This is a genomic window from Azospirillum sp. TSO35-2 (assembly GCF_003116095.1).
GTDB lineage: Bacteria > Pseudomonadota > Alphaproteobacteria > Azospirillales > Azospirillaceae > Azospirillum.
Genome location: NZ_LGRA01000013.1, coordinates 136,585 through 162,264, shown reverse-complemented (window position 1 = coordinate 162,264; position 25,680 = coordinate 136,585). Strand labels below are relative to the sequence as shown.

The following is a 25,680-nucleotide window of genomic DNA, read 5'->3' as shown; positions in this document are numbered from 1 at the left end:
TGTTCAATAGGCGCCGCTGCCCTTCACCATGACGCGCACCGTGCGCAGCATGATGGAGAGGTCGGCCCAGAAGCTCCAGCCGACGACGTAGGCGGTGTCGAGCTGGACGCGGCGCACGTAATCGACGTCGCTGCGGCCGCTGACCTGCCACAGCCCGGTCAGGCCGGGGCGGCAGCGGGCGTAGAAGTGGAAGCAGGCGCGGTAATAAGGCACCTCGTCGTCGATGATCGGCCGGGGGCCGACCAGGCTCATCTCGCCGCGCAGGACGTTGACCAGCTGCGGCAGCTCGTCCAGGCTCGACTTGCGCAGGAAACGGCCGACCCGGGTGACGCGCGGGTCGTTGCGCAGCTTGCGCGTCGCCAGCCATTCGGCACGCGCCGTCTCGTCGGTCGCCAGCAGCCGCTCCAGCGCCTCGTTGGCGTTGACCACCATCGACCGGAATTTCAGGCAGGTGAAGGGGCGGCCGTCGGCGCCGATGCGGCGGTGGCCGAACACCGCCGGTCCGCCGTCGCGCGCCACCATCCAGGCCACCGCCAGCATCAGCGGCCCGAACAGGGCAAGCAGCCCCAGCGAACCGATGATGTCGAAGGCACGCTTCACGCGGTGCCGGTGCAGCGGCGGGCATCCGGGCAGCCGGTCCATCGCCTGCATGGCGGACCGGGTCCCGGCCAGCCGGCCGGGGTCCAGACGGGGAGCGCCCAAAAGAGCGATGTTGGACAATGCCATCGGAATTCGTCGTCCCTGATCGTCTCGGGTCAGAGCATAGGACCATCCGAGAGAGGCAACGGCCAGGGCGCGAATGGGGTCCTTCCGACGGGGCGGTGTTTTTGGAAAGGACGGGTTAGCCCGGCGGAGCCGGTCAGCAGATGCGGGGGAGCTGCTCCCCGGTCAGCCAGTCGACGATCCGGCGGCCGCCGAAGCGGGTCTCCATCTGAACGAAGCGGTGGGGGTCCTCGACCACACGGCCGATGCAGGCGGCGTCCACCCCCAACGGGTGGGCGCGCATCGCGGCGAGCAGACGGTCGCACTCCTCTTCGGCGCAGATCGCGATCAGTTTACCCTCGTTGGCGGCGTAGAGCGCGTCCAGACCCAACAGTTCGCAGGCGGCGGCGACTTCGGCGCGCACCGGGATAGCCGCCTCGGACAGCCGCATGCCGACGCCGGACTGGTGCGCGATCTCGTTCAGCGTCGTCGCCAGCCCGCCGCGGGTGGGGTCGCGCAGCGTGTGGACGTCGGGGACCGCCGCCACCATCGCCGCGACCAGCCCGTTCAGCGCCGCGCTGTCGGAGCGGATGGCGGTCTCGAATCCCAGATTGTCGCGGGTCGACATGATGGCGACGCCGTGGTCGCCCATGGTGCCGCTGACCAGGATGACGTCGCCCGGCCGCGCCCGGTCGCCCGACGGCGCCACCCCCGGCGGCACCATGCCGATGCCGGTGGTGGTGATGAAGAGGCCGTCGCCCTTGCCGCGCTCCACCACCTTGGTGTCGCCGGAGACGATGGCGACCCCGGCCTCGCGCGCCGCCGCCGCCATGCTGTCGACCACCCGCTTCAGGTCGGCCAGCGGGAAGCCCTCCTCGATGATGAAGCCGGCGGTCAGGTGCAGCGGCACGGCGCCCGCCATGGCGACGTCGTTGACCGTGCCGTGGACCGCCAGCGAGCCGATGTCGCCGCCGGGGAAGAACAGCGGCGAGACGACGAAGCCGTCGGTCGTCATCACCATCCGCCCGCCCGGCACGTCGAAGGCCGCTTGGTCGTTGCCCTGGTCGAGCCAGGGGTTGGCGAAGGCGGCGGCGAACAGCTCGCGCACCAGCTGGGCCATCGCCTTGCCGCCCGACCCATGGGTCATGTCCACCGCTCCATGTGCGATGTCGAGCTTGCGGGCGAAGAGGCGGCGGTCGGTCATGATGGCGTCCGGGATGGTCGGCGGGAGGGGCGGCGGTGAAGCAGGCCTGGAGGTGAAGCGGGGCTGGTGGTCAGGCGGCTGCGGCCCCGGCGTCCGCGACCTCGGCGAGCAGGGCCAGCGTGCGCTCCGCCTCCTCCGCGTCGAGGCGGGACAGGGCGTAGCCGACATGGACGATCACATAGTCGCCGACCGCGACGCCGTCGACCAGCTCCAGCGAGCAGGTGGAGGACACGCCGCCCAGGCTGACGGTGGCGCGGTCGTCGGGCAGCAGGGCGGTGACCAGGGCGGGAACGGCGAGGCACATGGCGGCGGTCCTTCTTCTCGATCAGGCGGTGACGGCGGCGGCGGCCTTGACCTCCGCCAGCCCGTCGGCGATCCAGTCGTACCACTCATCCAGCCCCTGGCCGGTGGTGGCGGACAGCTGGATCACCGCCAGCGACGGGTTCAGGCGCTGGGCGTAGCCGATCATGCGCTCGACGTCGAAGCTGAGATAGGGCAGCAGGTCGATCTTGTTGACGATCAGCAGGTCGGCGCCGGCGAACATCGCCGGGTATTTCAGGGGCTTGTCCTCGCCCTCCGTCACCGACAGCACGACGACGCGGTGCGTCTCGCCCAGGTCGAAGCCGGCCGGGCAGACCAGGTTGCCGACATTCTCGACGAACAGCACGCCGTCGCCGGCGAACTGGCCGTCGGCGGCCAGCTTGTCGGTCGCCTGGGCCACCATGCCGGCGTCGAGATGGCAGCCCTTGCCGGTGTTGACCTGCACCGCCGGGGTGCCGGTGGCGCGGATGCGGTCGGCGTCGAAGCTGGTCTGCTGGTCGCCCTCGATCACCGCGACCGGGAAGCGGCCCTTCAGGTCGGTCAGGCTGCGGGTCAGCAGCGTCGTCTTGCCCGAGCCGGGGCTGGACATCAGGTTCAGCACGAACACGCCGCGGCCGGCGAAGCGGCGGCGGTTGACCTCGGCCAGAGCGTCGTTCTTGGCCAGGATGCCGCGCTCGATCGTCACCAGCCGCGGCTGGTTCAGCGCCGCCCCGCCATCGATGGCGTCCGGCCGGTCGGGGCGGTGATGGTCGTGGCCATGGGTGTGGTCATGATCATGGCCGTGATCATGCTCATGGTGCTCATGGTGGTCATGACCGGTGTGGCTGTGGCGGAACACCGTGCCGTCGGGGCCGACATGCTCGTGGGTGTCGTCGTGGTGGTGCGCCTCGTGGTGGTAGCCGGGGGCGTGGGTGTGGCCCCCATCGTGTCCCCCGTCGTGTCCGTGATCGTGCCCGGCATCGTGGCGGTGACGGTAGATCTTGCCGTCGGGGCCGACGTGTTCATGGTCGCCGTGTTCATGGTCGCCGCCGGCCGCAACGCCGTCGATCCGGGTTTCGCCTTCACCGCATCCGCAAACCGTGCACATCACTCCACCTCCCGCTCATCGCGCGTCGCGTCGCCCGTCATCCGGCCGCCATCTCGCGCGTCATCCGTCGTGTTTTCAAGAGTGTCCGCATCGTCGACGGTGATGGTGCAGGCGACGCAGGGATCCAGCATGGCGACCAGCAGCCGCGCCCGCTCCACCGCATCGCCGTCGCCGCCACCCGTCGGCATGTCTCCCAACCCGCAGGCCAGCGGCCCGTCGGCCGCGAAATTCCAGTCGGTCGGCGCCACCATGCGGGCATCGGCAAGGCGGCCGTCGCCGTCCAGCCGCACCCAGTGGGCGAGCCGCCCGCGCGCCGTCTCCGCGACACCGCCGCCGGAGCCGGGACCATGCGCCGATCGCTGCTCCACCGGGTCGGCCGCGTCCAACGCCGCGACGGCGGCGGCCATCCGCCGCGGCAGCTCCGCCAGATCGGCGAGGCGGGCCGCGAACAGCCGGGCCAGCCCGTCGCCATGACGCTCCGTCACCGACCGCACCAGCGGGTGCCCGGCCTGCCGCTCCAGCGGGCCGGTATGGGCCGGGGCGCCGTGGCACCGCGGTCGCGCCGCGAAGCCGGGGTCGGCGGCCAGCGCCGCCGCGAACCAGTCGGGCGACCGCTCGGCCAGGGCCGGGACGCCGCAGGCTCCCCAACCCGCCAGCGCCGGTTCCAGCAGCCGGGCCGCCAGACGCGCCGCGTCGCAGCCGCCGCGGGCGGCCCAGGCGGCCAGCGCGTCGGCGTCCTGCGGGGCCGAGCCGGCGAACACCCGCTGCTCCAGCCAGCCGGTCATCCGGGCCAGCGCCTCGCGCAGCGCCGCCGCATCCGGCCGCAGGGCGCCGCCGCCGAGTCGCAAGGCATCCTTGCCGGGGTACAGCGCCGCGGCGACCGCCGCCGTCGCGGCGCGCAGGTCGCGCAGATCCGCCGGCCGCGGCGACTGTCCCAGCCGCGCCGGCCATTCGACGACGGCCTGCCAGCCGTGGCTTTCCAGCGCCTCCGCGTCGGTCAGCAGGGCGCGCGCCGTCTCGTGCGCGCCGGCGTCCAGCCCGAGCGCCGCCTCGCAGGCGCGGGCGACCGCCAGACCCTGCGCGGTGCCGCACAGGCTGAACAGCAATGGCGCCAGCCGCACCGCCTCGTCCGGGGTGCGCCCGACCAGCGCCGCGACGGCCCGCGGGCGTCGGCTGGCGACCGTGGCCCGGCGGATGGCGCCATCGGCCACCGCCAGCCGGACGGTCACGGAACCTTCGGTGGGCAGAGGGGCGGTGGCCAGACGGGCGGGGGGCAGGCTGTGTCCGCTCATCGCCGCACCGTGCCGTTGCCATTGCCGCCCACATCGCTGGTGTCCAGGACCTGCCTCGGAATGCCCAGGCACATGCGCGCACTACCCTTCGGGGACGACAGACACCACCGGCCGGCGGCCGGTGCGGAGAGGGACCAAAAACCGACGCCTATCCTGACGGAACCGTGCCGCAACACATTGACCTGCGTCAAAATACGTAGATCCGGCGGTGCAGCGCCGGCCCGTCGGCCCTGGCCGCGGTACGGCTTTCTGCTACACTTCCGGTCAAATGCGCCCGGCAGTCACCGCCATCCCTTCGCCGGACCGGCGGGGGCTGACCGGGCGTGACCTGACATCAGGGGTGCTTCGCATGAAACGTTTCTCGCTCGCCTCGGCCGTTGCCCTGGCCGGGGTGGTGTTGCCCGCGGTCGCCGACGCCCACAGCTTCGGCGCGCACGACGCCGGCTTCGTCCACGGTGTCCTCCACCCGATCGGCGGCTTGGACCATCTGCTCGCCATGGTCGCAGTCGGCCTGTGGGCGGCGCAGCGCGGCGGGGCCGCCCTGTGGGCGCTGCCGGCGGCCTTCGTGACGGCGATGGTCGGCGGCGGGCTGCTCGGCATGGCCGGCGTCGGCCTGCCGGCGGTGGAACTGGGGATCGCCGGCTCGGTGGTCGCGCTGGGCGCCCTGGTCGCGACGCAGGCGTGCCTGTCGCTGCCGGTGTCGATGGCGGCGGTCGCGCTGTTCGCCCTGTTCCACGGCCACGCCCACGGCGTCGAGATGCCGGAGGCGGCGCAGCCGCTGCTCTATGGCCTGGGCTTCGCGCTCGCCACCGCGGCGCTGCACGGCGCCGGCGTCGCCGCGGCGCTGTCGCTGCGCGGTCTGGCCCAGGGCCGCACCGGCGCCCTGGCGCTGCGCGGCCTGGGGGCCGTCATCGGCCTGGGCGGCGTCGCGCTGGCGGCGCTGGCCTGACACCCGGCCCGTACACAACACGGCTGGCGAAAGGGCCGGACCGGGGCAACCCCCGTCCGGCCCTTTTCATGACCGCCGCTCAGTCCCGGCGCACCACCGCCAGGAAGCCCGACACCTCGCTCGACAGCGTCTGCGACTCGCCGAGCAGCGAGTGGGCGGCGGACAGCAACTCCTCCGCGCTGGCGCCGGTGCTGCGGGCCTGGTGGGAGACGTCCTCGATGCTGGTGGTCACCTCGTGGGTGCCGGTGGAGGCCTCCTGCACGTTGCGGGCGATCTCGCGCGTGGCCTCGCCCTGCTGGCCGACGGCGTGGGAGACGGTGGTGGTCAGGTCGCTGATGCGGCGGATGGTCGACACGATGGTGGTGATCGCCGCCACCGCCGCGTGGGTTTCGCCCTGGATGCCGGCGACCTGGGTCTGGATGTCCTCGGTCGCCTTGGCGGTCTGGCTGGCGAGGTTCTTCACCTCCTGCGCGACGACGGCGAAGCCCTTGCCGGCCTCGCCCGCCCGGGCCGCCTCGATGGTGGCGTTCAACGCCAGCAGGTTGGTCTGGGCGGCGATGGAGTTGATGAGTTCGACCACCTCGCCGATGCGGTTGGCGGCCTCGGCCAGCCCCTTCACCGTGTCGTTGGTCGCCTGGGCCTCGCCGACCGCCCGCTCGGCGACGGCGCTCGCCTCGCCGACGTGACGGCCGATCTCACCGATGGAGGCGGACAGCTCCTCCGCGGCGGCGGCCACCGTCTCGACGTTGCTGGAGGCCTGGACCGAGGCGCTCGACACGCTGCTGGCCGCCGCCTGGGTGCTTTCGGCGCTGCCCGACAGCCGCTCGGCGTTGCCGCGCATGCGCTGGGCCGATTCGGCGACCGACCGGACGATGCCGTCGATCTTGCCGGCGAAACCGCGGGTGGCGGCGTCGATCTCGGCGTGGCGGCGGGCCTGCGCCTGCTCGGCGTCGCGCTGCTGGCGGGCCAACGTCTCGGCGTCGCTCAGGCTGTCGCGGAACACCGCGACGGCGCGGGCCATGTCGCCGATCTCGTCGGCGCGGTCGGTTTCCCGCACCGTGACGGAGAAGTCCTTGGTGCCGATGGCCTGGATGGCGCCGGCCAGATGCTGCAACGCCCGCATCTGCCGCTTTACGTAGAGGAAGATCGCCCCGCACAGGCCAAGCCCGACCAGCAGCGACACCGGGGCGATGCGCCAGCCCAGCGCCCCGACCAGCGCGTAGAACTCGCCCGACGGCATGCCGACGGCGATGGCGCCGACCGGCTTGCCCGACTGGTCCTTCAACGGCTCGTAGCTGACCAGATAGCTGGTCCCCAGCACCGGGTATTCGCCGAGCAGGCTGTTGCCCTCGCCGACGACGCGCCGGTGGATGTCCGCCGGCATCCTGGAGCCGACCGGCCGGGTGCCGTCCGGGTTGACCAGCGTGGTGGCGATGCGGGTGTCCTCGCGGAACAGGGTGACGGTGACGTTCAGCGCCGCCTTGATCCGGTCGACCGGCCCGGTCGCGCCTTCCAGCAGAGTGTCGCCGACCATCAGCTTGCCATCGGCGATCCGGTAGGGGCCGGCGTTCGGGTTCAGGATCTCGCGCGCCACCCGGATGTTCAGGTTCTGGCGTTCGATCTCCTGGGCTTTCAGGTCGGTGGTGATGAAGTAGAGCGCGACGCCCAGCGTGGCGGCACAGCTGGCGAGGGTGCCGAGCAGGGTGAGGCCGACCAGCTTCTGGGCGAAGGACAGGCGGTCGATGAGGTGACGCATACGGAACTCTCCCCCCGGCGACGGCCCGGGCGTGACGATGGCGCGATGGAGGGGAGCTTCTAGACAGAAGTGGTTACCAAACCGTGTCTTATGGAATGAGTAGCGCCGCAAGAAGCGACGTATCCGGTCGAGATTGGAACGTCCTCGTGCAAAGTCGGTGCTATATGCGCGTCCAGTGGGCATTCTGCTCAATCAAATCGCAGGGCGGCTGCGGTTGCGACCCTGCCGGCGGCGGCGCAAGCCCGCGGCGGATCGACCCACCCCGATGTTCGGACGGCCGGAAACCGGCTCCGCCGGCGCGGCCTTCGCACGCAACGTCTTTCCGATGTTTTTCCACCATCGCCGGGCGACATGGTTGCGTGCCGTGTTGTTCACGCGCTATAGGGCTTGCCTTCCCTTAACCAACAACCGACGACGGATCGCCCGTGGACTCGCTGATTCCGGAACTGATCGCGCTGGGTCAGGTCGTCTTCATCGATCTGGTGCTGGCCGGCGACAACGCGATCGTCGTCGGCATGGCCGCCGCCGGCGTGGCCCGGGACAAGCGGGCGAAGGTCATCTTCTGGGGCATCGCCGCCGCGGTGGTGCTCCGCATCGGCTTCGCCCTGGCGACGACGCGGCTGCTCGACGTCATCGGCCTGACGCTGGCCGGCGGGCTGCTGCTGCTGTGGGTGTGCTGGAAGCTGTTCCGCGAGCTGCGCGGCCAGCGCGAGGAGGCGGAGGCCGCCGCCGTGATGGCCGAGGACGAGGGCGGCGCCCCCGTCGCCGCCCCCGTCGGCGGCGGCAAGCCGGTGGGCACCGCCATCTGGGAAGTGATCATCGCCGACGTGTCGATGTCGCTCGACAACGTGCTGGCGGTCGCGGGTGCGGCGCGCGAGCATCTGTGGGTGCTGGCGATCGGCCTGCTGCTGTCGGTGGCGCTGATGGGGGCGGCGGCCAGCCTGATCGCCCGGCTGCTGAGCCGCTTCCACTGGGTCGCCTATCTCGGCCTCGCGGTCATCGCCTACGTCGCGGTGCGCATGATCTACCACGGCAGCATCGAGGTGCTGGCCTTCTCCCAGCATGTCGGCTGACCGGAAGGGGCGCTGAAGAGACCGTCCGCATCGGTGGCGCCGCCGGAACAATCGGCGCCAGACGGTGTTGCAAGCCGGCAGCCTCCAGGGAGACGCCGGCATGACCCACCACGACGACGCCATTCCGTCCGCCTCGGGATCCGAGGCCACCACGACCACGGCGCCCGGCCTCGGGGCGCAAGACATCGAACGCCGCCGGCCGGAAGAGATCGAGCATGAGATCGGTGCGATCCGCGCCCGCATGGACGCCGTGATCGACGAGATCGAGTTCCGCCTGTCGCCCGGCCAGATGTCGGGCGGGGTGATGCAGGTCGTCCACGACGTCATCCAGGGCGGTGGCGACGGCCTGTCGGGACGCATCGCCCGCGCCGTCCGCGCCAACCCGATCCCGGTCGCCCTGATCGGTGTCGGCGCCCTGTGGCTCGGCTGGGCGGTCGCCCGCACGCCGGAGCTGACCACCGAATTCGACGATTACGATGCCCACGGCCGCCGGCTCGATCCGGAGGGCCGGCAACTGCTGGCCGACCTGATCGCCGTCTGCCGCGACGGCGCCCGCTCGTTCCGCCGTGCCGACATGACCATCGGCGACCAGGGCCTGTCGAGCCGTCTGGAGAGCCTCGCCGATCAGCTCGACCGCAGCGCCGCGGCGCTCGACGCCGAACTGCGCCAGTCGGTCGCGTGGTCGGAGACCGAAGGCGACGTCGGCGTCCACCGCGTCTGGTCGCCGATCAACGGGCTGGCCGAGGCGAGCGCCCGCAGCGTCGTCGCCGGCGTGGGCGGGGCCAGCGGGCGCGGCGATCTGCTGGCGTCGCTGGAAGGCGGGCTGGACGGCACGCTCGCCCTGTTCCGCAACGCCCTGCACGATGTCCGGGACGAGCATCTCCAGGTCGCCATCGGCGCCCAGTTCCACGCGATCGAGACGGCGCGCCACCGCGTCGGCGCGCTCCGCGAAGCCGTGGTCTGAGGAGGCGTCATGCTGGGATTGAGCCGTCGCCACCATTACGCCCGCCAGCGTCCCGCCAACGACGGGCGCGGGCGCTCGGCCGACACCCCGTCCGACATCCCGAAAAGCGGCTGGAAGGACATCCTGCTGCGGGTGTGGGACGAGCAGAGCAAGGACAACGTGTCGATGTTGGCGGCGGGCGTCGCCTATTACGCCCTGCTCGCCATCTTCCCGGCGGTGGCGGCGCTGGTCTCGATCTACGGTCTGGTCGCCGACCCGGTGATGATCGAGAACCAGATCAGCCAGCTCTCCGCCCTGCTGCCGCCGGAGGCGCTGTCGATCGTCAGCGACCAGGCGCGCAAGGTGGCGACGACCCCGTCGCAGGGGCTGGGCTTCGGCCTGCTGTTCGGCCTGCTGCTGACGCTGTGGAGCGCGTCGCGCGGGACCAACTCGCTGGTGTCGGCGCTCAACATCGCCTACGGCGAAAAGGAGACGCGCGGCATCGTCAAACTGGCCGCGCTGTCGATGGGGCTGACGGTGGCCGGGCTGCTGTTCGTCATCGTCGCGATGGTGATGATCGTCGCGGTGCCCGCCGCGATCAACATCGTCGGGCTCAAGGACACGCCGATCGGCTGGATCGCCAGCCTTGCCCGCTGGCCGATCCTGGCGGTGGCGATCGTGGTGGCGCTCGCCGTGCTCTACCGCTACGCCCCCGACCGGCGCGAGCCGCAATGGCGCTGGGTGTCGTGGGGATCGGCGACGGCGACCGTGGTCTGGCTGCTGGGATCGGCGGGCTTTTCGGTCTACGTGTCCCATTTCGGCAGCTACAACGAGACCTACGGGTCGGTCGGCGCCGTGGTCATCCTGCTGCTGTGGTTCAACCTGACCTCCTACGTCGTGCTGCTGGGGGCCGAGCTGAACGCCGAGATCGAGCACCAGACCGCCCGCGACACCACCGACCGCGACGGGCGGCCGGAACGCCCGATGGGCCGGCGCGACGCCTACGTCGCCGACACGCTGGGCGAGCGCAAGACGGGCTGAGGCGTTCCGCACCGCGGAATTGGCTTGGCACGGCCGTGGCGGCGCGCTATGGTCATGACATGCGACACACGCTTTCCATTCCGTCTGTCGGCACGTCCACCGGACGCTCCCGATATTTTGGCCGCTGGTTTCTCCAGGCGGCCTAGGAACGCGCATTCGTCGCTCACTCCCGAAGCCGCCCGGACCGACCCGCGGCGGCTTTCGTGTGTGACCCCAAGACCAAGCCCTTACGGGCGGCACATTCTGAAAATCCGAACACGGGCGACCCGGGCGGCCTCACCATCCGCAAGAGAGGTTGTCATGTTCGATTTCGACGTCGTCACCGGCCCCACCCAGCCGCCCCATCCCCACGCCGAAGACGCTGCCGCCGCCGGCCCGATCCACTCCCCTGGTCCGTCGTCCGCCACCGCACCGGCGCAGGCGGCTTCGGCCCACTCCCGCCCGGAGGCAAAGGTGAAACAGCCGTCCTGAGCGGGCGTCTTGCCCGTCCTCGCCCGCGACCCCGGCGGCCGACTGTGGCCGCCCGGTCCCGGCCCCGACGATTCGATCAAAAAAATCACGAATCCTGCACAGGACTCGCCGGCTGTTGTCGTATACTCTCGGACGGGTATGCTCCCTCTTTGGGGGTGGACCCTGTGCGACGGAACAGCCGGCCGTGCCGGTGTCCTGGGCGATTGCCGCCCGGAGCCCTGCGAATGGTCGGTATGGAAGAAGGATGACCAATCATGGCGGATGATGCTCTCTCAAGCGTCAGCTCTATGGTGTCCAGCCTCAACGCGTCGATCAACAACGCGGTGGCTGCCCTTCAGAAGTCGCAAAGCAACCAAGCCATCGGCGAGGTCAAGACCTATGAGAAGACGGTCAAGAAATCGCCGCTGAACACCACGGGCGGCGCCACCGATATCGGCGTCCTCGCCAAGAACACCACGCGCCTGAACGTCGCCAGCACTCTGGCGGCGAACGACAAGGTCGATTTCTACAAGTTCAAGGTCACCTCCAAGGGTGAAGCGACGCTGGGCCAGGTCGGCGACGACGGTCTGCGGATCCAGGTGATGAGCAAGCTCGGCACCGTGGTGGCCGACAGCGATCCCAAGGCCGGCGACAATTACGACAGCTTCAAGAAGCTGCAGGCTGGCCGGCTGTCCCTCGACAAGGGCGATTACACGCTGCGCGTCAGCCGTCAGAAGGGCGAGCCGGAGAAGAATCCGAAGAACTACGCCATGCAGCTGGTGATGGGCAACTACAGCCAGGATTACGACACCACCGCCAAACAGCCGTCCAAGGGCGACACCGGCCTGACGCTGACCACCGGGCAGCAGGCGATGCTGGATGGGCTGAACAGCTCCATCAGCAGCATGAACTCGATCCAGACCGGCCTGACCGGCACGCAAAAGCTGATGGGCAGCTTCAGCCTGTTCGTCTGACTGTTCGTCCGATCCGGACGGATGCTATGACGCGTCTCCCGAGTCGCTGCGGAGAACCGTCGTGCCGTCCATCACCCGTCTGACCCCCGCCGACCACCGCCGCGTTCCCTGGAAGAACGGGCAGGGCGTCACCACCGAACTCGCGGTTGAGCCGCTGGACGATGCCGCGGGGCAAGGCCGCTTCCTGTGGCGCGTCAGCATCGCCGACGTGACCGTCGCCGGCCCGTTCTCCGCCTTTCCCGGATACGACCGTTTGATCGCCGTGGTGGAAGGCGCCGGCATGCGCCTGTCGGTCGACGGCGCCCCACCGGTGGAGCGCCGCCGGCTGGAGCCGGCCTTCGCCTTCCCGGGAGAGGCCGCGGTGTGGTGCGAGCCGACCGCCGGCCCGATTCGCGACGTCAACCTGATGCTCGACCGCGCTGGCGCCACCGGGGCGCTGACCCTGCTGGCCGGAGCCGGTCATCCGGTTTCCAGCCATCGCGCGCAGGGCGATGCGTTGCTGATCCACGCCCTGGCCGGAACGGTCGCCGTGACCCCCGACGGTGGTGAATCGGTCACCCTGCCGGCTGGACACAGCCTTCTGCTGCGCGGCCTCGCGGCGCAGGTCGAGGTTGCGGCGGACGCCGAGGCGGTCTGCGCCGAGGTGCGCCGGCGCTAAGCCTTCGCCGCCCGGATCAGGTCGGCGTACCAGCGCGCCGAGTCCTTCGAGGTGCGGGCCAGGGTCTGGAAATCGACGTGGACGACGCCGAAGCGTTGGCCATAGCCGCTGCCCCATTCGAAATTGTCCAGCAGCGACCAGACGAAATAGCCGCGGACATCGGCGCCCTGGCGCATCGCGTCGCGCATCGCCGCGTTGTAGATGGTCAGGTAATTGATGCGGTGGGGGTCATGGACGGCGCCGTCGGGGCTGACCACGTCGCTGCCGCCGCAGCCGTTCTCCGTTACCACGATGGGCAGGCGGTAACGGTTGTGGATGGTCAGCAGCTCGTCGCGGAAGGCGTCGGGGAAGATCGCCCAGCCGACGCCATGGGTCGGCGAATCGGGCGGGGCGTCGCCCCAGCCATAGCCCCAGACCCGCGTCGGGTCGGTCTTGGCGAAGATCGGGCCGTAATGGTTCAGCCCGAACCAATCGACCGGCCGGGCGATGCGGGCCATGTCGCCGGCCTGCACGAACGGCTCGATCGCGGCGGCGGTCTGCGGCGGGTAATGGCCCAGGATCTGCGGATCGCAGAACACCAGGTTCCAGTGCTCGTCCAGCAGGGCGGCGGCGGCGCGATTCTCCGCCGTGTCGGTTTCGGGGATCACGACCTGCCGGTTGTGGATCGCGCCGATCGAGGCGCCGGGCACCAGGTCGCGCAGCACCTCGACCCCGGCGCCGTGGGCGAGGTTGACGTGGTGGATGGCGCGCAGATGCTGCGTCCGGTCGACGATGCCCGGCGCCGCCCAGGGAATGGCGTAGCCGAACAGGGTGAAGACCGAGAATTCGTTGAAGGTGATCCAGCGCTTGACCCGGTCGCCGTAGCGCTTGGCGCAGAGCGCGGCGTAATCGGCGTACCAGCCGGCGCAATCCCGGCTCGACCAGCCGCCCAGGTCGTGCAGCGCCTGCGGCAGGTCCCAATGATAGAGGCACAGCCACGGTTCGATGCCGCTCTCCAGCAGCCGGTCGATCAGCCGGTCGTAGAAATCCAGCCCCGCCTCGTTCACGCCGCCGCGTCCGCGCGGCAGCACCCGTGGCCAGGAGACGGAGAAGCGGTAGGCCTGCAGGCCGAGCGACGCCATCAGCGCCACGTCCTCCGGCATCCGGTGGTAATGGTCGCAGGCGACGTCGCCGCTGTCGCCGTTGTCGACCCGGCCCTTCAGCCGGCAGAAGCTGTCCCAGATACCGGGCGCCCGACCGTCGGCCTCCGCCCCGCCCTCGATCTGGTAGGCGGAGGTGGAGGCACCCCACAGGAAATCTTTTGGAAAGGCGGGAAACTCGGCCATGGCGGTGCACCCGGATGGAGGATGGGGGGGATCCTACCTCTTTCCACGCGGGGGGAAAGGGGGCCAATCGCCGCTGTCGTGTCCGCCATCGGTGGAGCGTCCGTCACCATATCGCGGTCGACAGGACCGCGCGCCGCTCCTATGGTCACGCCGACCGGAAGCGGACGATCCTGCTGGCGATCCTGCCGGCGATCAGAAGGGCGAGTGCATCATGGCGAGCAAGGACGGGGTCAACGGTAAGGGTGGCGCGCAGTTCACCGGGACTCCGGCCGACCGGCTGGTCCGGCTGTGGCGCAACAACGACGAGCGCTTCGGCGCGCTGCTGGACGAGGTGCTGGACGGCAACCGCCAGGGCGTGATCGAGGCGGCGCTCGGCAAGCTGCGCGAGGAGGAGGGCTACGACTTCATGGATGAGGTCGAATCCTTCGCCGAGACGCTCCAGCGCACCGACGAGCATGACGATCCGACCATCGTGACGCTGTTCTGGCTGGTGCTGGAGGTCGACGGCCGGCTGGACGCGCCGCCGGCGATCGAGGTGATCGAACAGTCGCTGGATTCGGCCGGCCTGCTGGAAAAGGCCGCCGACATGCGGCTGCTGCCGCTGTGGCTCGACCCGGAGCCGCTGTCCTACCTGGAGGCCGCCGACCGCCGCACCCTGCTGCACCGCCTGCTCGCCGCGCCGGCCGAGGCGGAGGCCTTCGTGCGCCAGCAGGATCTGGTGGCCGCACCCGACGACACCGGCGTCCGTCTGGTCGCCGTCGTCGGCCTGGTCGAGGAGGAGGACACCGGCGAGGCGGCGGACGCGCTGCCCGACCCGCTGAACCTCGGCTTCGGCGACCAGCCGGAACCGGAACTCGACCCGATCGAGGAGGAGCGCGTCCGCCAATCGCTCGCCGCCTTCTCCGAGGCGGTGGCCGCCGCCGATCCGCGGGTGCGGCGTTGCGAGCCGATCGGCGGGCTGAACGACCTGCTGGACTTCACCGCCGACGGCAACTGGCCGGAGGAGGGTCCCGGCAGCTTCGACGAGGTGAACGACTTCCTCGACATCGCCAGCAACGAGACGGCCGACGGCGTGCTCGACCTGACGGTGGAGGAGACCGACGACGGCCTGCAGGTCCGCGCCTACAACTCCGACGGCCTGCTGCTGGACGAGCGCGACTTCAGCCTCGGCGCCGACCGGGTGGCCGACGCGGTGGCGCTGATGAAGCGGCGCTGCCGCCGCGTCACCGCGGTGTGAGCGGCGACGGGGGTCAGGCCCGGTTGGGTCGGGCCCCCAGCACGCAGGCGACGGCGGCGAGGATCAGCGCCAGCGCCGCCGCCAGCCGCAGGGTCAGCGGGTCGCCCAGCAGCAGCACGGCGCTGCCGACCCCGACCACCGGGATCAGCAGGGTGCTGACCGCCGCCTCGCCCACCGTCAGGCGGCGGACGGTGACGTACCACAGCGCCTGCGCGACGCAGATCGAGCAGACGATGTGCCAGGCGAAGCCTACCCACACCGCGCCGTGCAGCTCGGCCAGCGCCGGCCGGCTCTCGGTCGCGGCGAGCAGCAGCATCGGCAGGGCGCACAGCGCATATTGCCAGCCGGTGATCACCATCGGGTGGGTGCGCCAGACCTGCCGCTTCATCACGATGGTGCCGAGCGCCCAGGCGACGGCGGCGACCAGCATCACCGCCGGGCCGGCCAGCGCCGCCGGCGGCGCCGACAGCGCCTCCGGCCCCATCAGCACCGCCAGCCCGGCCAGCCCGCAGGCCAGCCCGACGATCTGGCGCCGCCCCGGCCGCTCGCCCAGCAGGGGAATGGCGAGCAGCGTCGCCCACACCGGCATGGTGAAGGCGACGATCGCCGCCTGCGACGTCGCCATCAGGGTCTGGCCCAGCGCGCTGCACACATTGAAGACCAGCACGTTGCACAGCGCCGCCGTGGCCAGCGCCGGCCATTCCGCCCGGTCGACCCGCAGCCGGTGCCCGGCCAGCCGCGCCGCCCCCAGCATCAGCAGCGCCCCGGCGGTGAAGCCGATGGCGCGCAGGCTGAAGATCGGCACCTGGGTCAGGATCGTCTTCACCGCCGGCCAGTTCAGGCCCCAGCACAGGCTGATGGTGGCGATCAGGATGTACTTGACCGGATCGCGGCCGGCGCCGGCGGCGGTGACGGCGGTCATGCGCCGGCCGTGCTCTCGAAGCCGCCTTCGAACCCATCAAGGAAGCTGGACAGGTTGGCCGACAGCGCGTCGATGGCGTAGCCGCCCTCCTGCACCAGCACGGTCGGCAGCCCGGTGGCGGCGATCATCGCGCCCATCCGGGCGAAGCCGGGGGTGGTGACGCCGAAGGCGGCCAGCGGGTCGCCGATGAAGGTGTCGAAGCCCAGTGAGACGAACAGGATCTCCGGCGCAAAGCGGGCGATGTCGGCCAGACCGGTGCCGATGGTGGCGAGCACGGTTGCTTCGTCGCTGCCGATCGGCAGCGGCAGGTTCAGGGTGTAGCCCTCGCCGCGGCCGGTGCCGCGCTCCTGGGCGTAGCCGGCCATGTGCGGGTAGAACTCGGCCGGGTCGCCGTGGACCGAGACGAAGAAGACGTCGTCGCGGTCGTAGAAGATGTCCTGCGTGCCGTTGCCGTGGTGGACGTCGACGTCGATGATGGCGACGCGGGCCGGGCGGCCCTGGGCGCGCAGCGTCGGCAGCACCGATTCGGCGGCGATGGCGACGTGGTTCAGGTAGCAGAAGCCGCCGGCCATGTCGCGGGTGGCGTGGTGCCCCGGCGGCCGGCACAGCGCATAAGCGGCGCGGTCGGCCCCGGTGGCGACCAGCCGCGCGGCGTGCACAGCGGCGTTGGCGGCGGCGCAGGTGGCGGTCCAGGTGTTGCCGTCGATCGGGCAGGCGGTGTCGAACATGTGCCAGCCAGCCTGTCCGACGACGCTGGTCGGGTAGGAGGGTGCGGCCTGCATGCGGTGGACGTTGGGCAGCACCACCTCGCCCATGTCGCCCTCGGCGACCCAGCGGGCGTGCGCGGTCTCCAGGAAGGCGAGATAGGCCGGCGTGTGCACCGCGGCGCGCGGGGCGGAGCCGTAATCGTCGGGACGGATCAGGGCGTGCCCGCGCTTTTCGATCAGCGAGGCCAGCGCCCCGACCCGCTCGGGCTTCTCCGGCAGGGCGCGCAGCAGGCCCTTGTTGAAGTAGGTGGCGGGGCGGTGCAGGGCGGCGTCGGGGTGGTGGACGAACTTCATGGGGGGACTCCGGAGCGGGAGGGAACTCAGGCGGTCAAGGCCGTCCGGCGGTGGCGACCAGCGCGTCGAACAGCACGGCGGCGCCGCGGGCGCCGTCGGCCGGCGTGATGTTCTCGATCTCGTTGTGGCTGATGCCGCCCTCGCAGGGGATGAAGATCATCGCGGTCGGCACCTTGCCCGCCACATACACCGCGTCGTGGCCGGCGCCCGACACGATGTCGCGGTGGCTGAAGCCGAAGCCGGCCGCCGCCGCGCGCACGCGGTCGACCAGTTCCGTCGCGAAGGGCGTCGGCGGGAAGTGCCAGAAATCGGCGACCTCGGCGGTCACCCCCGCCTGTCCGGCGATCGCGGCGACGGCGTCGCGGAAGCGGCGATCCATATCCGCCAGCGTGCCGGCGTCGGGGTGGCGCAGGTCGACGGTGAAGAACACCCGGCCGGGGATGACGTTGCGCGAATGCGGATGGACGTCGAGGATACCGACGGTGGCGCACGGGTCGCCCGGCGTCTCCAGCCCGACCCGCTGCACCGCCTGCACCATGGCTGACGCGGCGACCAGCGCGTCGCGGCGCAGGCGCATCGGCGTCGGGCCGGCGTGCGCCTCGGTCCCCGTCACCGTCACCTCGTACCAGCGCTGGCCCTGGGCGCCGGTGACGACGCCGATCTCCTTGCCCTCGACCTCCAGCACCGGGCCCTGCTCGATGTGGGCCTCCAGATAGGCGTGCATCGAGTGGTCGGTGGTGGCGTCGCCGGCGTAGCCGGTGCGGACCAGCTCGTCGCCCAGCCGGGCGCCGTCCTGCGCCACCTTGTCGAGGATCTCCTCCAGCGTGAACACGCCGGTGACGACGCCCGACCCCATCATCGGCGGTGAGAAGCGCGAGCCCTCCTCGTTGGTCCACACCGCGACCTCCACCGGGTGGCGGGTCTCGACACCGCGGTCGTTCAGCGAGCGCACCACCTCCAGCGCCGCCAGCACGCCGAAGACGCCGTCGAAGCGCCCGCCGGTCGGCTGGGTGTCGAGGTGGCTGCCCATCACCACCGGCGGCAGGGCGGGATCGCGGCCGGGGCGGCGGGCGAAGATGTTGCCGACGCGGTCGACGGTGACGGTGCAGCCGGCGTCGCGGCACCAGGAGACGAACAGGTCGCGGCCTGCCTTGTCCTCGTCCGACAGGGCGAGGCGGCAACTGCCGCCCTTGGCGGTCGCGCCGATGCGCGCCATGGCGGCGAGGCTATCCCACAGGCGGCCGGCGTCGATCGGCAGGTTGGAGGGCAGGGGCATGGGGGACTCCGGGGGAATGTTCTGGAAAAGGGATGGCGGGCGGGCCTCAGGCCGCCTCCCGCCGCTCCCGCGCTTTCAGGTCGACCAGCGCCTGCACCGCGCGCAGCATCGGCACCTCGACGCCGACGCGCTCGGCCAGCTCGATCACCGATCCCAGGATCGCCTCCAGTTCCAACCGGCGGCCGGCTTCGTAGTCCTGGAGCATCGAGGTCTTGAAGTCGCCGACGCCGGCTGCCATGGCGATGCGCTCGTCGACGCTGGTGGTGAAGACCACCCCCAGCCGTTCGGCGACCGTCTTGGCCTCCTGCATCATGGCGCGGCCGGTCTCGCGCGTGCCGGGGTCGTTGCACAGCCGGCCGAGCGTTGCGCCGGTCAGCACGCTCAACGGGTTGAAGGCGAGGTTGCCCCACAGCTTGACCCAGATCGCCTGCCGGATGTCGGCGGTCTTCGCCGGCTGGAACCCGGCCTGACCGAACAGGGCGACGATGCGGTCGACCGCCGGGTTTTCTCGCCCGGCGGCGTCGCCGAAGACGAAGCGCTGGTCGCTGACATGGCGGATGCGGCAGGGGCCATCGCCCTCCACCGCGACGAAGCTGGTCGCCCCCACCACCCGGTCGGGGTCGATGGAGCGCCACAGCAGCCCGTCGGGGTCGACGCTGGCGAGCGGCCGGTCGGCCAGCGGCTCCGGCTGGTGGTGCGGATACCACCAGGGGATGCCGTTGACCATCGGCACCAGGACGGTGTCCGGCCCCAGCAGCGGGGCCAGCGTGTCGATGGTGCCGCGCAGGGCGTGTGCCTTGACGCAGAGGAACACCGCGTCCTGCGGCCCGAGCGACAGGCTGTCGTCGGTGACGCGCGGGCTGAGCCGGGCGACGCGGTTCAGCGGCGTCACCATGGTCAGGCCGCTGCGGCGGATCGCGGTCGCGGCGTTCGGCCGGGCAACCAGCGTCACCTCGCCGCCGGTGGTGGCCTCGGTGGCGCCGAGCCGGGCCGCCAGCAGGCCGCCCACCGCACCGGCGCCGATGATGGCGACCTTCATTCAGTGGGCCTCCGCCTTGGCGGTCTGCAGGTCGTCGGGGATGTGCCACGCCTTGCCGGGAATGGCGTCGAGCAGGCTGCGGGTGTAGGCGTCCCTGGGGTGGGTGAAGACCTCCCGCGCGGTGCCAAGCTCGACGATCTTGCCGCGGCGCATCACCGCGATGGTGTCGCAGACCTGGGCCGCCACCCGCAGATCGTGGGTGATGAACAGCATGGCGAGGTTCAGGCGCTTGCGGATGTCGTCCAGCAGCTCCAGCACCTGCCCCTGCACCGACACGTCGAGGGCCGAGACGGGTTCGTCCGCCACCAGCAGCTTCGGTTCCATGGCGAGCGCGCGGGCGATGCCGATGCGCTGGCGCTGGCCGCCGGAGAATTCGTGCGGGTAGCGGTCGGCGGCCGAGCCATCGAGCCCGACCATCGCCAGCAGCTCCCGCGCGCGGGCCAGTGCCCGGCCGCGGTCCTCGCCGAACGCCACCGGCCCTTGCGCCACGATGTCGCCGACGCGGTGGCGCGGGTTCAGCGAGGCGTAGGGGTCCTGGAACACCATCTGCACCAATCGGCGGTAGGGCCGGAAGCCCTTGCGATCGAGCGCCAGCAGGTCGGTGCCCTCGAACAGGATGCGGCCCGAATCCGGCTTGATCAGCCCGACGATGCTGCGGCCCAGCGTCGATTTGCCCGACCCGGACTCGCCGACCAGCCCGACCGTCTCGCCGGGGTGGATGGTCAGCGACAGGTCGTCGCCGGCCACCACCGGCTTGGATTTCCGGAACAGCCCGCCGCCGACCTGGAAGACCTTGCGCACCCGCTCCGCCACCAGCAGCGGCGCGCCGGATTTGGTGTGGTCGTCGCGGTGTTCGATGTAGTGGGGCACCGACGCGATCAGCTGGCGGGTGTAGGGGTGCTGCGGCCGGTTCAGCACGTCGGACGCCGCGCCATATTCCACCAGCTTGCCGTGCCGCATCACCGCGACGCGGTGGGCGATCTCCGCCACCACGCCGAAGTCGTGGGTGATGAACATCATGCCCATGTGGCGCTCGGCCTGGATCGCGCGGATCAGGTCGAGGATCTGCTTTTGCGTCGTGACGTCCAGCGCGGTGGTCGGCTCGTCGGCGATCAGGATGTCGGGCTGGCAGGCCAGCGCCATGGCGATCATCACGCGCTGGCGTTGGCCGCCCGACAGGCGGAAGGGGTAGGCGTCGGCCAGCTCCGCCGGGTTGGGCAGGCCGACCTGGGCCAGCAGCTCCACCACGCGGGCACGCCGCGCGGCGGGGGGCAGGGTGGTGTGCTCGCGCAGGCTCTCGCCGATCTGGCGGCCGACCCGCATCAGCGGGTTCAGCGCGGTCATCGGCTCCTGGAACACCATGGCGATGCGGCCGCCGCGCAAACTGCGCTGCTCCGCCTCCGGCATGGTCAGCACGTCGCGGCCCTTGAACAGCAGGCTGCCGCCGGCGACGCGGACATGGGGAGCCGGCAGCAGCCCCATCATGGCGTGCGCGGTCATCGACTTGCCGGAGCCGGACTCGCCGACCACGCACAGGATCTCGTTCGGGTTCAGGGTGAAGGTCAGATTGTCCACCGCCAGCGGGCGGTCGGCGCCCGGCGGCAGCGCGATGCTGAGGCCCCGAACATCCAAGAGGGGCACGTCCAGGAGAGGCGTGGTCATGGCGGCGGTCTCCACGGGGGTTCGGAGCAGGTCGAGCTGGCTCATCGCATCAGCCCCGCGACCGGGCGAGCTTCGGGTTCAGGGCGTCGTTCAGCCCCTCGCCGACCAGGTTGAGCGCCAGCACCGTCAGCACGATGGCGAGGCCGGGGAAGACGCTCATCCACCACGCCTGCCGGATCACCGTGCGGGCGGCGCCGATCATGTAGCCCCAGCTCATCGCGTTGGGATCGCCGAGGCCGAGGAAGCTCAGCGAGCTTTCCAGCAGGATGGCAGTCGCCACCATCAGCGAGGCCGACACGATGATCGGCGACAGGCTGTTGGGCAGGATCTGGCGCAGGATGATGCTGCTGTTGCTCTGCCCGGTGGTGATGGCGGCCTGCACGAACTCGCGGGTGCGCAGGCTGAGGAACTCGGCGCGGGCGAGGCGGGCGAGCGGCGGCCAACTGACGACGGCGATGGCGGCGACGATGGTGGTCAGGCTGGGGGTGAAGATCGCCACCAGCACCACCGCCAGCACGAAGTTGGGAATGGTCTGGAACAGCTCGGTGAAGCGCATGATGGCGTCGTCGATCCGTCCGCCGTGGAAGCCGGCCAGCGCCCCCAGCGTGACGCCGATGGCGAGCGCCGCCGCGGTGGAGGTCAGCCCGATCAGCAGCGACACCCGCGCGCCATGGGCGATGCCCGACGCGATGTCGCGACCCAGCATGTCGGAGCCCAGCGGCGCCCCCTCGGACAGCGGCGGCTGGAACGGCGCCGTTGCCATGTCCCACGGATCGCCGGGGAACAGCACGGAGGCGAAGGCGGCCAGCACGACGATGGCGGTGAGGATCACGAGGCCCAGCACGGCGCCCTTGTTGCGGGCAAAGGCCCGCCAGAAATCGGATTTCATCATCGGGACACCTGCTTACTGGGAAACCTGGATCCGGGGATCGACGAGGCCGTAGAGGATGTCGGTCAGGATGTTGAAGAGGATCACCATGATCGACGTGACCAGGAAGATGCCGAGCAGCACCTGATAGTCGCGCTGCAACACCGCCTCGAAGGCCAGCCGGCCGATGCCGGGCCAGGCGAACACCGTCTCGATCAGGATGGAGCCGCCGACGAGCTGCCCGGCCTGGATGCCCGCCACGGTGATGACCGGCAGGATGGCGTTGCGCAGGACGTGGCGGGTGACGATGCGGCTCTGCGACAGGCCCTTGGCCTTCGCGGTCTTGATGAAGTCCAGCCCGCGCACCTCCAGCATCGAGGCGCGGGTGAGCCGGGCGTAGCTCGCCATGTAGAACAGCGCCAGCGTGATCACCGGCAGGATCAGGTGGGCCGCCACATCGGCGGCGTGGGCCAGCCCGGTGTAGCCGGCGCCGATCGTCTCGTAGCCGAAGGCGGGCAGCCAGCCGAGCTGGATGGAGAACAGCAGGCTCAGCATCAGACCGATCCAGTAGATCGGCGTGGCGTAGGCCAGCAGCGCCACCACGGTGATGGCGCTGTCCGCCCAGGTGCCGACGGTCACCGCCGCCAGCGTGCCCAGCGCGACGCCCAGCGCCAGCGCCAGCACGAAGGCGGTCAGCGTCAGCACCAGCGTCGCCGGCAGCCGTTCCGCCAGGATGTCCCACACCGGCCGCTGCTGCCGGTAGGAGAAGCCGAGGTCGCCCTGCGCGATCTTGCCGACGTAGGTGCCGAGCTGTTCGTAGAGCGGCCGGTCGAGGCCGAACTGCTCGCGCAGCTGGGCGACGAACCTCTCGTCGGCGGCGCCGGCCTCGCCCGCCATCACCATGGCCGGGTCGCCGGGGGCGGCGTGGACGAGGAAGAAGTTCATCACCACGATGGCGATCAGGATCGCGACGGCCTTGACCAGGCGGCTCGCGAAGAGATGGGCGAATCCCAGCATGGGCGTGTTCCTGTGTGCGGAGCCCCGGCACCCGATGCCCCCACCCCGACCCTCCCCCGCTTCGCAGGGGAGGGAGCAAGTGCTTGTTCGGGAGGGCGGAGTTCCCTCCCCCGCCCAGCGGGGGAGGGTTAGGGTGGGGGCAAGTGCAGCGGCGCGTCTCGTTACTTCGCCAGCCAGACGCTCTCATACGTGTCGTTCACGCCGATGGCGGTGGTGTTGGCGTTGCGGACGCGTTTGTCGAGGAAGGTCGGGAATTCCATCTCCAGCAGCCAGACGACGGGCAGGTCGTCGGACAGGATGCGCTGGACCTCGCTGTAGTCGGCCTGGCGCTTGGCCGGGTCGATTTCCTGCGCGGCGTGGGCGAACAGCTCGTCCACCTTGGGGTTCGAATAGCCCATGGTGTTGGTGAACAGCACGCCCTTGCGGATGTTGGATGAGATGTAGGTGCGGGCGACGCCCAGCGCCGGGTCGCCGTACTGGTAGAGGAAGTTGGTGGTGATCTCATAGTCCCAGTTGGAGACGCGCTGCGCCCAGCCGGCGGCATCGGTGCTCTCCAGCACGACGGCGATGCCGACCTTGCCCAGCGCCTGCTTCAGATACTCGCCCAGCCGGGTCCAGGTCTCGCCATAGGGCATCGGCATCAGCTTGACGGTGGCGCGCACACCCTTGCCGTCGGGCTTCAGCCCCATCTCGTCGAGCAGGGCCTTGGCCTTGTCGAGATTCGGTTCGTAGGTCGTGACCTTGGGATCGTAGAACTTGACCACCGAGTTGATCGGGCCGGTCGGCACGCGGCCGAGGCCGAACCAGATCTTGTCGCGGATGAACTTGCGGTCGATGGCGTAGGCGATCGCCTTGCGGAAGCGCTTGTCACCCAGCGGCTTGACCCGGTGGTTGATCTCGAGCCAGGACAGCGGCGCCACGAACTCGTAGCCGGCGGTGGTCAGGGTCAGGTTGGGCAGCGCCTTCATGCGCGGAACCTCGAACGGCTCCAGGTCGCTGTACTGGGTCTGCTGCACCTGCCCGCTTTCCAGCGCCAGCGACCGGCTGGCGGCGTCGGGGATCACGCGGAAGGTGATGCCGTCCAGATAGGGCAGGTCCTTCTTGTAATACTCCTCATTGCGGACGAGCTGGATGTGGCTGCCCTTGACCCACTCCTTCAGCTTGAACGGGCCGGTGCCGATCGGGGTGTTGTTGGCCGGGTTGGCGCGGTAGTCGGTGCCCTCGTAGATGTGGGCCGGGACGATCGGGGCCGACGACACCTCGAACGCCTGGATAAAGGCGGGGAACGGCTCCTTCAGCTTGAACTCGACGGTGTGGTCGTCCAGCGCGGTGATGGACTCGCAGCGGCTGAACACGGCGCGGGCGCGCGGATGGACCTCCATCAGGAACTTGGAGGTGGAGAAGACGACGTCCTTGGCGGTGAAGGGTTGGCCGTCATGCCATTTGACGTTCGGGAACAGCTTGAACGTGTAGGTCAGCCCGTCGGGCGACACCGTCCAGCTTTCGGCCAGCGACGGCATCGGATTGAGCTTCTGGTCGTAGGTCAGCAGGCCCTGGTAGATCTTGCCGGCGACCGTCTGGGTCGGACCCTGCTGGTTCAGGCCCAGCATCAGGGTCGGCGGTTCGGGCTGGACGATGGAGTTGAGGACACCGCCGCGGACGGGCGTCTCCTGGGCCATGGCCGGGGCGGCCACCAGGGCAGCCGTGCCGGGAATGGCGAGCGCGGCGGCCAGCAGGCCGGCTGCGACGGCGCGGTGGACGCTGCGGCGGAAGCCGCGTTGGAAGCTGGCGGGGAAACCGGTAAGGCGTCTGGTCATCGGGTGTCCTCGTCTCCAGAAGTGTCGGTGGTGTTGGCGACCCTGTCGTCGTCGGTTGTTGTTTTGGGGAGGGTTCGGCGGACGATGCCCCCTCCCTAACCCTCCCCCTCTTCGAGGGAGAGGGGACTGCCGCCGCGCTGCCACTTACTCCCTCTCCCGCCAAAGGCGGGGGAGGGTTGGGGAGGGGGCAGCCGCGCTGTCCTCACCGCGGCCCCACCGGCCCGGACGTGCTGTCCAGCCAGCGCAGCAGCGCGTCCCACTCCAGGACGCCGGCGCGGGGGTAGGCGTGTTCGTATTGGCGGGCGGTGTGTTCGCACACGTCGTGCGGCGGGGTGATCAGCGGACGGCCGCCGGCCAGCGCCATGATCTGCTGCTTGCAGGCCTGCTCCAGGTAATACATCAGCACCGCCGCCTCGGCGACGTCCTGGCCGACCGTCAGCAGGCCGTGGTTGCGCAGGATCATGCTGTGATGCCGGCCGAGATCGGCGACCAACCGCTCCCGTTCCGCCAGATCCAGCGCGATGCCTTCATAGGCGTGGTAGGCGATGCGGTTGTACCAGCGCAGCGAATGCTGGGTGATCGGCAGCAGCCCATCGGCCTGGGCGCTGACCGCCATGCCGGCGTCGGTGTGCAGGTGGATGACGGCGCCGACGTCGGGCCGGGCGTGGTGCACCGCGCTGTGGATGGTGAAGCCGGCCGGGTTGATCGCCTCGCCGTCGCGGCCATCGACCAGATTGCCGTCGATGTCGACCTTGACGAGGTTGTCGGGCGTCACCTCGTGGAACATCAGGCCATAGGGGTTGATCAGGAAATGGTCGGGCGTGTCGGGGATGCGCGCCGACATGTGGGTGTAGATCAGGTCGGTCATGCCGAGCCGGTCGAACAGCCGGTAGGCGGCGGCAAGGTCGGTGCGCGCCTTCCACTCCACGTCGGAGCAGGCGAGGGTGGAGCGCGGGGCGTGGGCGGCGGTGGCGGTCAGCGTGGCGGCGGTCATGGCATGGGATCT

Annotated in this window: 24 protein-coding genes; 8 read left to right on the top strand and 16 right to left on the bottom strand. The window is 70.6% G+C overall.

Features of this window, described 5'->3' with window-relative positions; translation table 11 throughout:
* Positions 1 to 3: 3 nt before the first annotated feature.
* The 5 genes from TSO352_RS08140 to TSO352_RS08120 form a co-directional block, all read right to left on the bottom strand.
* Positions 4 to 726 (bottom strand): sugar transferase, encoded by a 723-nt coding sequence (locus TSO352_RS08140; protein ID WP_247871974.1) that lies wholly within the window; start codon positions 724 to 726, stop codon positions 4 to 6.
* A gap of 133 nt (positions 727 to 859) precedes the next feature.
* Entirely contained in the window at positions 860 to 1,906 is a 1,047-nt protein-coding gene (hypE, locus tag TSO352_RS08135) for a hydrogenase expression/formation protein HypE (RefSeq protein WP_109106851.1), read from the bottom strand.
* A gap of 70 nt (positions 1,907 to 1,976) precedes the next feature.
* The gene (locus tag TSO352_RS08130; protein WP_109106850.1) at positions 1,977 to 2,210 is read right to left on the bottom strand and encodes a HypC/HybG/HupF family hydrogenase formation chaperone; all 234 of its coding nucleotides are present in this window, start codon (positions 2,208 to 2,210) and stop codon (positions 1,977 to 1,979) included.
* A 21-nt stretch (positions 2,211 to 2,231) separates the two neighbouring features.
* Complete coding sequence (hypB, locus tag TSO352_RS08125; protein WP_109106849.1) at positions 2,232 to 3,314, bottom strand: hydrogenase nickel incorporation protein HypB; 1,083 nt, start codon at positions 3,312 to 3,314, stop codon at positions 2,232 to 2,234.
* Positions 3,314 to 4,606: a nickel-dependent hydrogenase large subunit gene (locus TSO352_RS08120; RefSeq protein WP_109106848.1), complete on the bottom strand. Its 1,293-nt coding sequence runs from the start codon at positions 4,604 to 4,606 to the stop codon at positions 3,314 to 3,316. Before TSO352_RS08120 ends, hypB begins: the two co-directional genes overlap by 1 nt.
* A gap of 349 nt (positions 4,607 to 4,955) precedes the next feature.
* On the opposite strand from TSO352_RS08120, the gene TSO352_RS08115 reads away from it, so the two are divergent.
* Positions 4,956 to 5,555, top strand: a complete 600-nt coding sequence (locus tag TSO352_RS08115; RefSeq protein ID WP_109106847.1) for a HupE/UreJ family protein — start codon at positions 4,956 to 4,958, stop codon at positions 5,553 to 5,555.
* A gap of 79 nt (positions 5,556 to 5,634) precedes the next feature.
* Here the strand turns inward: TSO352_RS08115 and TSO352_RS08110 are convergent, their stop codons facing one another.
* Positions 5,635 to 7,311 carry a methyl-accepting chemotaxis protein gene (locus TSO352_RS08110; RefSeq protein ID WP_158284551.1) on the bottom strand — a complete coding sequence of 559 codons (1,677 nt, stop codon included), beginning with the start codon at positions 7,309 to 7,311 and terminating at the stop codon, positions 5,635 to 5,637.
* Between the two features lie 425 nt (positions 7,312 to 7,736).
* Here TSO352_RS08110 and TSO352_RS08105 point away from each other — a divergent pair, with 425 nt between their 5' ends.
* The 6 genes from TSO352_RS08105 (at position 7,737) to TSO352_RS08085 (ending at position 12,450) form a co-directional block, all read left to right on the top strand.
* Positions 7,737 to 8,384, top strand: a complete 648-nt coding sequence (locus tag TSO352_RS08105) for a YjbE family putative metal transport protein (protein WP_109106845.1) — start codon at positions 7,737 to 7,739, stop codon at positions 8,382 to 8,384.
* Between the two features lie 100 nt (positions 8,385 to 8,484).
* Positions 8,485 to 9,348, top strand: coding sequence for a DUF3618 domain-containing protein (locus tag TSO352_RS08100; RefSeq protein ID WP_109106844.1), 864 nt, complete (start codon positions 8,485 to 8,487; stop codon positions 9,346 to 9,348).
* A 9-nt stretch (positions 9,349 to 9,357) separates the two neighbouring features.
* Positions 9,358 to 10,368: a YihY/virulence factor BrkB family protein gene (locus TSO352_RS08095; RefSeq protein ID WP_109106843.1), complete on the top strand. Its 1,011-nt coding sequence runs from the start codon at positions 9,358 to 9,360 to the stop codon at positions 10,366 to 10,368.
* A 300-nt stretch (positions 10,369 to 10,668) separates the two neighbouring features.
* A complete protein-coding gene (locus TSO352_RS33180) occupies positions 10,669 to 10,839 on the top strand; it encodes a hypothetical protein (protein WP_158284550.1) in 171 nt (56 codons plus the stop codon).
* Between the two features lie 254 nt (positions 10,840 to 11,093).
* Positions 11,094 to 11,792 carry a hypothetical protein gene (locus tag TSO352_RS08090; RefSeq protein WP_109106842.1) on the top strand — a complete coding sequence of 233 codons (699 nt, stop codon included), beginning with the start codon at positions 11,094 to 11,096 and terminating at the stop codon, positions 11,790 to 11,792.
* Positions 11,793 to 11,853: 61 nt separating this feature from the next.
* A complete protein-coding gene (locus tag TSO352_RS08085) occupies positions 11,854 to 12,450 on the top strand; it encodes a HutD family protein (protein ID WP_109106841.1) in 597 nt (198 codons plus the stop codon).
* On the opposite strand, the gene TSO352_RS08080 is transcribed toward TSO352_RS08085, so the two are convergent.
* Positions 12,447 to 13,775 (bottom strand): GH1 family beta-glucosidase, encoded by a 1,329-nt coding sequence (locus tag TSO352_RS08080; protein WP_109106840.1) that lies wholly within the window; start codon positions 13,773 to 13,775, stop codon positions 12,447 to 12,449. The genes TSO352_RS08085 and TSO352_RS08080 overlap by 4 nt on opposite strands.
* Before the next feature lie 211 nt (positions 13,776 to 13,986).
* Between TSO352_RS08080 and TSO352_RS08075 the strand changes: the two genes are divergently transcribed.
* A complete protein-coding gene (locus tag TSO352_RS08075; protein ID WP_109106839.1) occupies positions 13,987 to 15,012 on the top strand; it encodes a hypothetical protein in 1,026 nt (341 codons plus the stop codon).
* Positions 15,013 to 15,025: 13 nt separating this feature from the next.
* Here the strand turns inward: TSO352_RS08075 and TSO352_RS08070 are convergent, their stop codons facing one another.
* From TSO352_RS08070 to TSO352_RS08030, 9 genes are all read right to left on the bottom strand, one after another.
* Positions 15,026 to 15,934, bottom strand: coding sequence for a DMT family transporter (locus TSO352_RS08070; RefSeq protein ID WP_109106838.1), 909 nt, complete (start codon positions 15,932 to 15,934; stop codon positions 15,026 to 15,028).
* Entirely contained in the window at positions 15,931 to 16,995 is a 1,065-nt protein-coding gene (locus TSO352_RS08065) for a histone deacetylase family protein (protein WP_109106837.1), read from the bottom strand. Before TSO352_RS08065 ends, TSO352_RS08070 begins: the two co-directional genes overlap by 4 nt.
* Positions 16,996 to 17,029: 34 nt before the next feature.
* Positions 17,030 to 18,271, bottom strand: coding sequence for a Zn-dependent hydrolase (locus TSO352_RS08060; RefSeq protein WP_109106836.1), 1,242 nt, complete (start codon positions 18,269 to 18,271; stop codon positions 17,030 to 17,032).
* Positions 18,272 to 18,317: 46 nt separating this feature from the next.
* A complete protein-coding gene (locus TSO352_RS08055; protein WP_109106835.1) occupies positions 18,318 to 19,310 on the bottom strand; it encodes a 2-dehydropantoate 2-reductase in 993 nt (330 codons plus the stop codon).
* A complete protein-coding gene (locus TSO352_RS08050) occupies positions 19,311 to 20,972 on the bottom strand; it encodes an ABC transporter ATP-binding protein (protein WP_199231536.1) in 1,662 nt (553 codons plus the stop codon).
* A gap of 49 nt (positions 20,973 to 21,021) precedes the next feature.
* Positions 21,022 to 21,864, bottom strand: coding sequence for an ABC transporter permease (locus tag TSO352_RS08045; RefSeq protein ID WP_109106833.1), 843 nt, complete (start codon positions 21,862 to 21,864; stop codon positions 21,022 to 21,024).
* 12 nt (positions 21,865 to 21,876) lie between these two features.
* A complete protein-coding gene (locus TSO352_RS08040; protein WP_109106832.1) occupies positions 21,877 to 22,857 on the bottom strand; it encodes an ABC transporter permease in 981 nt (326 codons plus the stop codon).
* A gap of 161 nt (positions 22,858 to 23,018) precedes the next feature.
* Positions 23,019 to 24,674 carry an ABC transporter substrate-binding protein gene (locus TSO352_RS08035; protein ID WP_109106831.1) on the bottom strand — a complete coding sequence of 552 codons (1,656 nt, stop codon included), beginning with the start codon at positions 24,672 to 24,674 and terminating at the stop codon, positions 23,019 to 23,021.
* Positions 24,675 to 24,876: 202 nt separating this feature from the next.
* A complete protein-coding gene (locus TSO352_RS08030; protein ID WP_109106830.1) occupies positions 24,877 to 25,668 on the bottom strand; it encodes a class II aldolase/adducin family protein in 792 nt (263 codons plus the stop codon).
* Positions 25,669 to 25,680 lie beyond the last annotated feature (12 nt).

Bases quoted from the DNA above. Each gene is read 5' to 3' on its own strand.
- TSO352_RS08140 (WP_247871974.1), bottom strand. From the start codon at position 726: ATGGCATTGTCCAACATCGCTCTTTTGGGCGCTCCCCGTCTGGACCCC.
- hypE (WP_109106851.1), bottom strand. From the start codon at position 1,906: ATGACCGACCGCCGCCTCTTCGCCCGCAAGCTCGACATCGCACATGGA.
- TSO352_RS08130 (WP_109106850.1), bottom strand. From the start codon at position 2,210: ATGTGCCTCGCCGTTCCCGCCCTGGTCACCGCCCTGCTGCCCGACGAC.
- hypB (WP_109106849.1), bottom strand. From the start codon at position 3,314: ATGTGCACGGTTTGCGGATGCGGTGAAGGCGAAACCCGGATCGACGGC.
- TSO352_RS08120 (WP_109106848.1), bottom strand. From the start codon at position 4,606: ATGAGCGGACACAGCCTGCCCCCCGCCCGTCTGGCCACCGCCCCTCTG.
- TSO352_RS08115 (WP_109106847.1), top strand. From the start codon at position 4,956: ATGAAACGTTTCTCGCTCGCCTCGGCCGTTGCCCTGGCCGGGGTGGTG.
- TSO352_RS08110 (WP_158284551.1), bottom strand. From the start codon at position 7,311: ATGCGTCACCTCATCGACCGCCTGTCCTTCGCCCAGAAGCTGGTCGGC.
- TSO352_RS08100 (WP_109106844.1), top strand. From the start codon at position 8,485: ATGACCCACCACGACGACGCCATTCCGTCCGCCTCGGGATCCGAGGCC.
- TSO352_RS08095 (WP_109106843.1), top strand. From the start codon at position 9,358: ATGCTGGGATTGAGCCGTCGCCACCATTACGCCCGCCAGCGTCCCGCC.
- TSO352_RS33180 (WP_158284550.1), top strand. From the start codon at position 10,669: ATGTTCGATTTCGACGTCGTCACCGGCCCCACCCAGCCGCCCCATCCC.
- TSO352_RS08090 (WP_109106842.1), top strand. From the start codon at position 11,094: ATGGCGGATGATGCTCTCTCAAGCGTCAGCTCTATGGTGTCCAGCCTC.
- TSO352_RS08080 (WP_109106840.1), bottom strand. From the start codon at position 13,775: ATGGCCGAGTTTCCCGCCTTTCCAAAAGATTTCCTGTGGGGTGCCTCC.
- TSO352_RS08075 (WP_109106839.1), top strand. From the start codon at position 13,987: ATGGCGAGCAAGGACGGGGTCAACGGTAAGGGTGGCGCGCAGTTCACC.
- TSO352_RS08070 (WP_109106838.1), bottom strand. From the start codon at position 15,934: ATGACCGCCGTCACCGCCGCCGGCGCCGGCCGCGATCCGGTCAAGTAC.
- TSO352_RS08065 (WP_109106837.1), bottom strand. From the start codon at position 16,995: ATGAAGTTCGTCCACCACCCCGACGCCGCCCTGCACCGCCCCGCCACC.
- TSO352_RS08060 (WP_109106836.1), bottom strand. From the start codon at position 18,271: ATGCCCCTGCCCTCCAACCTGCCGATCGACGCCGGCCGCCTGTGGGAT.
- TSO352_RS08055 (WP_109106835.1), bottom strand. From the start codon at position 19,310: ATGAAGGTCGCCATCATCGGCGCCGGTGCGGTGGGCGGCCTGCTGGCG.
- TSO352_RS08050 (WP_199231536.1), bottom strand. From the start codon at position 20,972: ATGACCACGCCTCTCCTGGACGTGCCCCTCTTGGATGTTCGGGGCCTC.
- TSO352_RS08045 (WP_109106833.1), bottom strand. From the start codon at position 21,864: ATGATGAAATCCGATTTCTGGCGGGCCTTTGCCCGCAACAAGGGCGCC.
- TSO352_RS08040 (WP_109106832.1), bottom strand. From the start codon at position 22,857: ATGCTGGGATTCGCCCATCTCTTCGCGAGCCGCCTGGTCAAGGCCGTC.
- TSO352_RS08035 (WP_109106831.1), bottom strand. From the start codon at position 24,674: ATGACCAGACGCCTTACCGGTTTCCCCGCCAGCTTCCAACGCGGCTTC.
- TSO352_RS08030 (WP_109106830.1), bottom strand. From the start codon at position 25,668: ATGACCGCCGCCACGCTGACCGCCACCGCCGCCCACGCCCCGCGCTCC.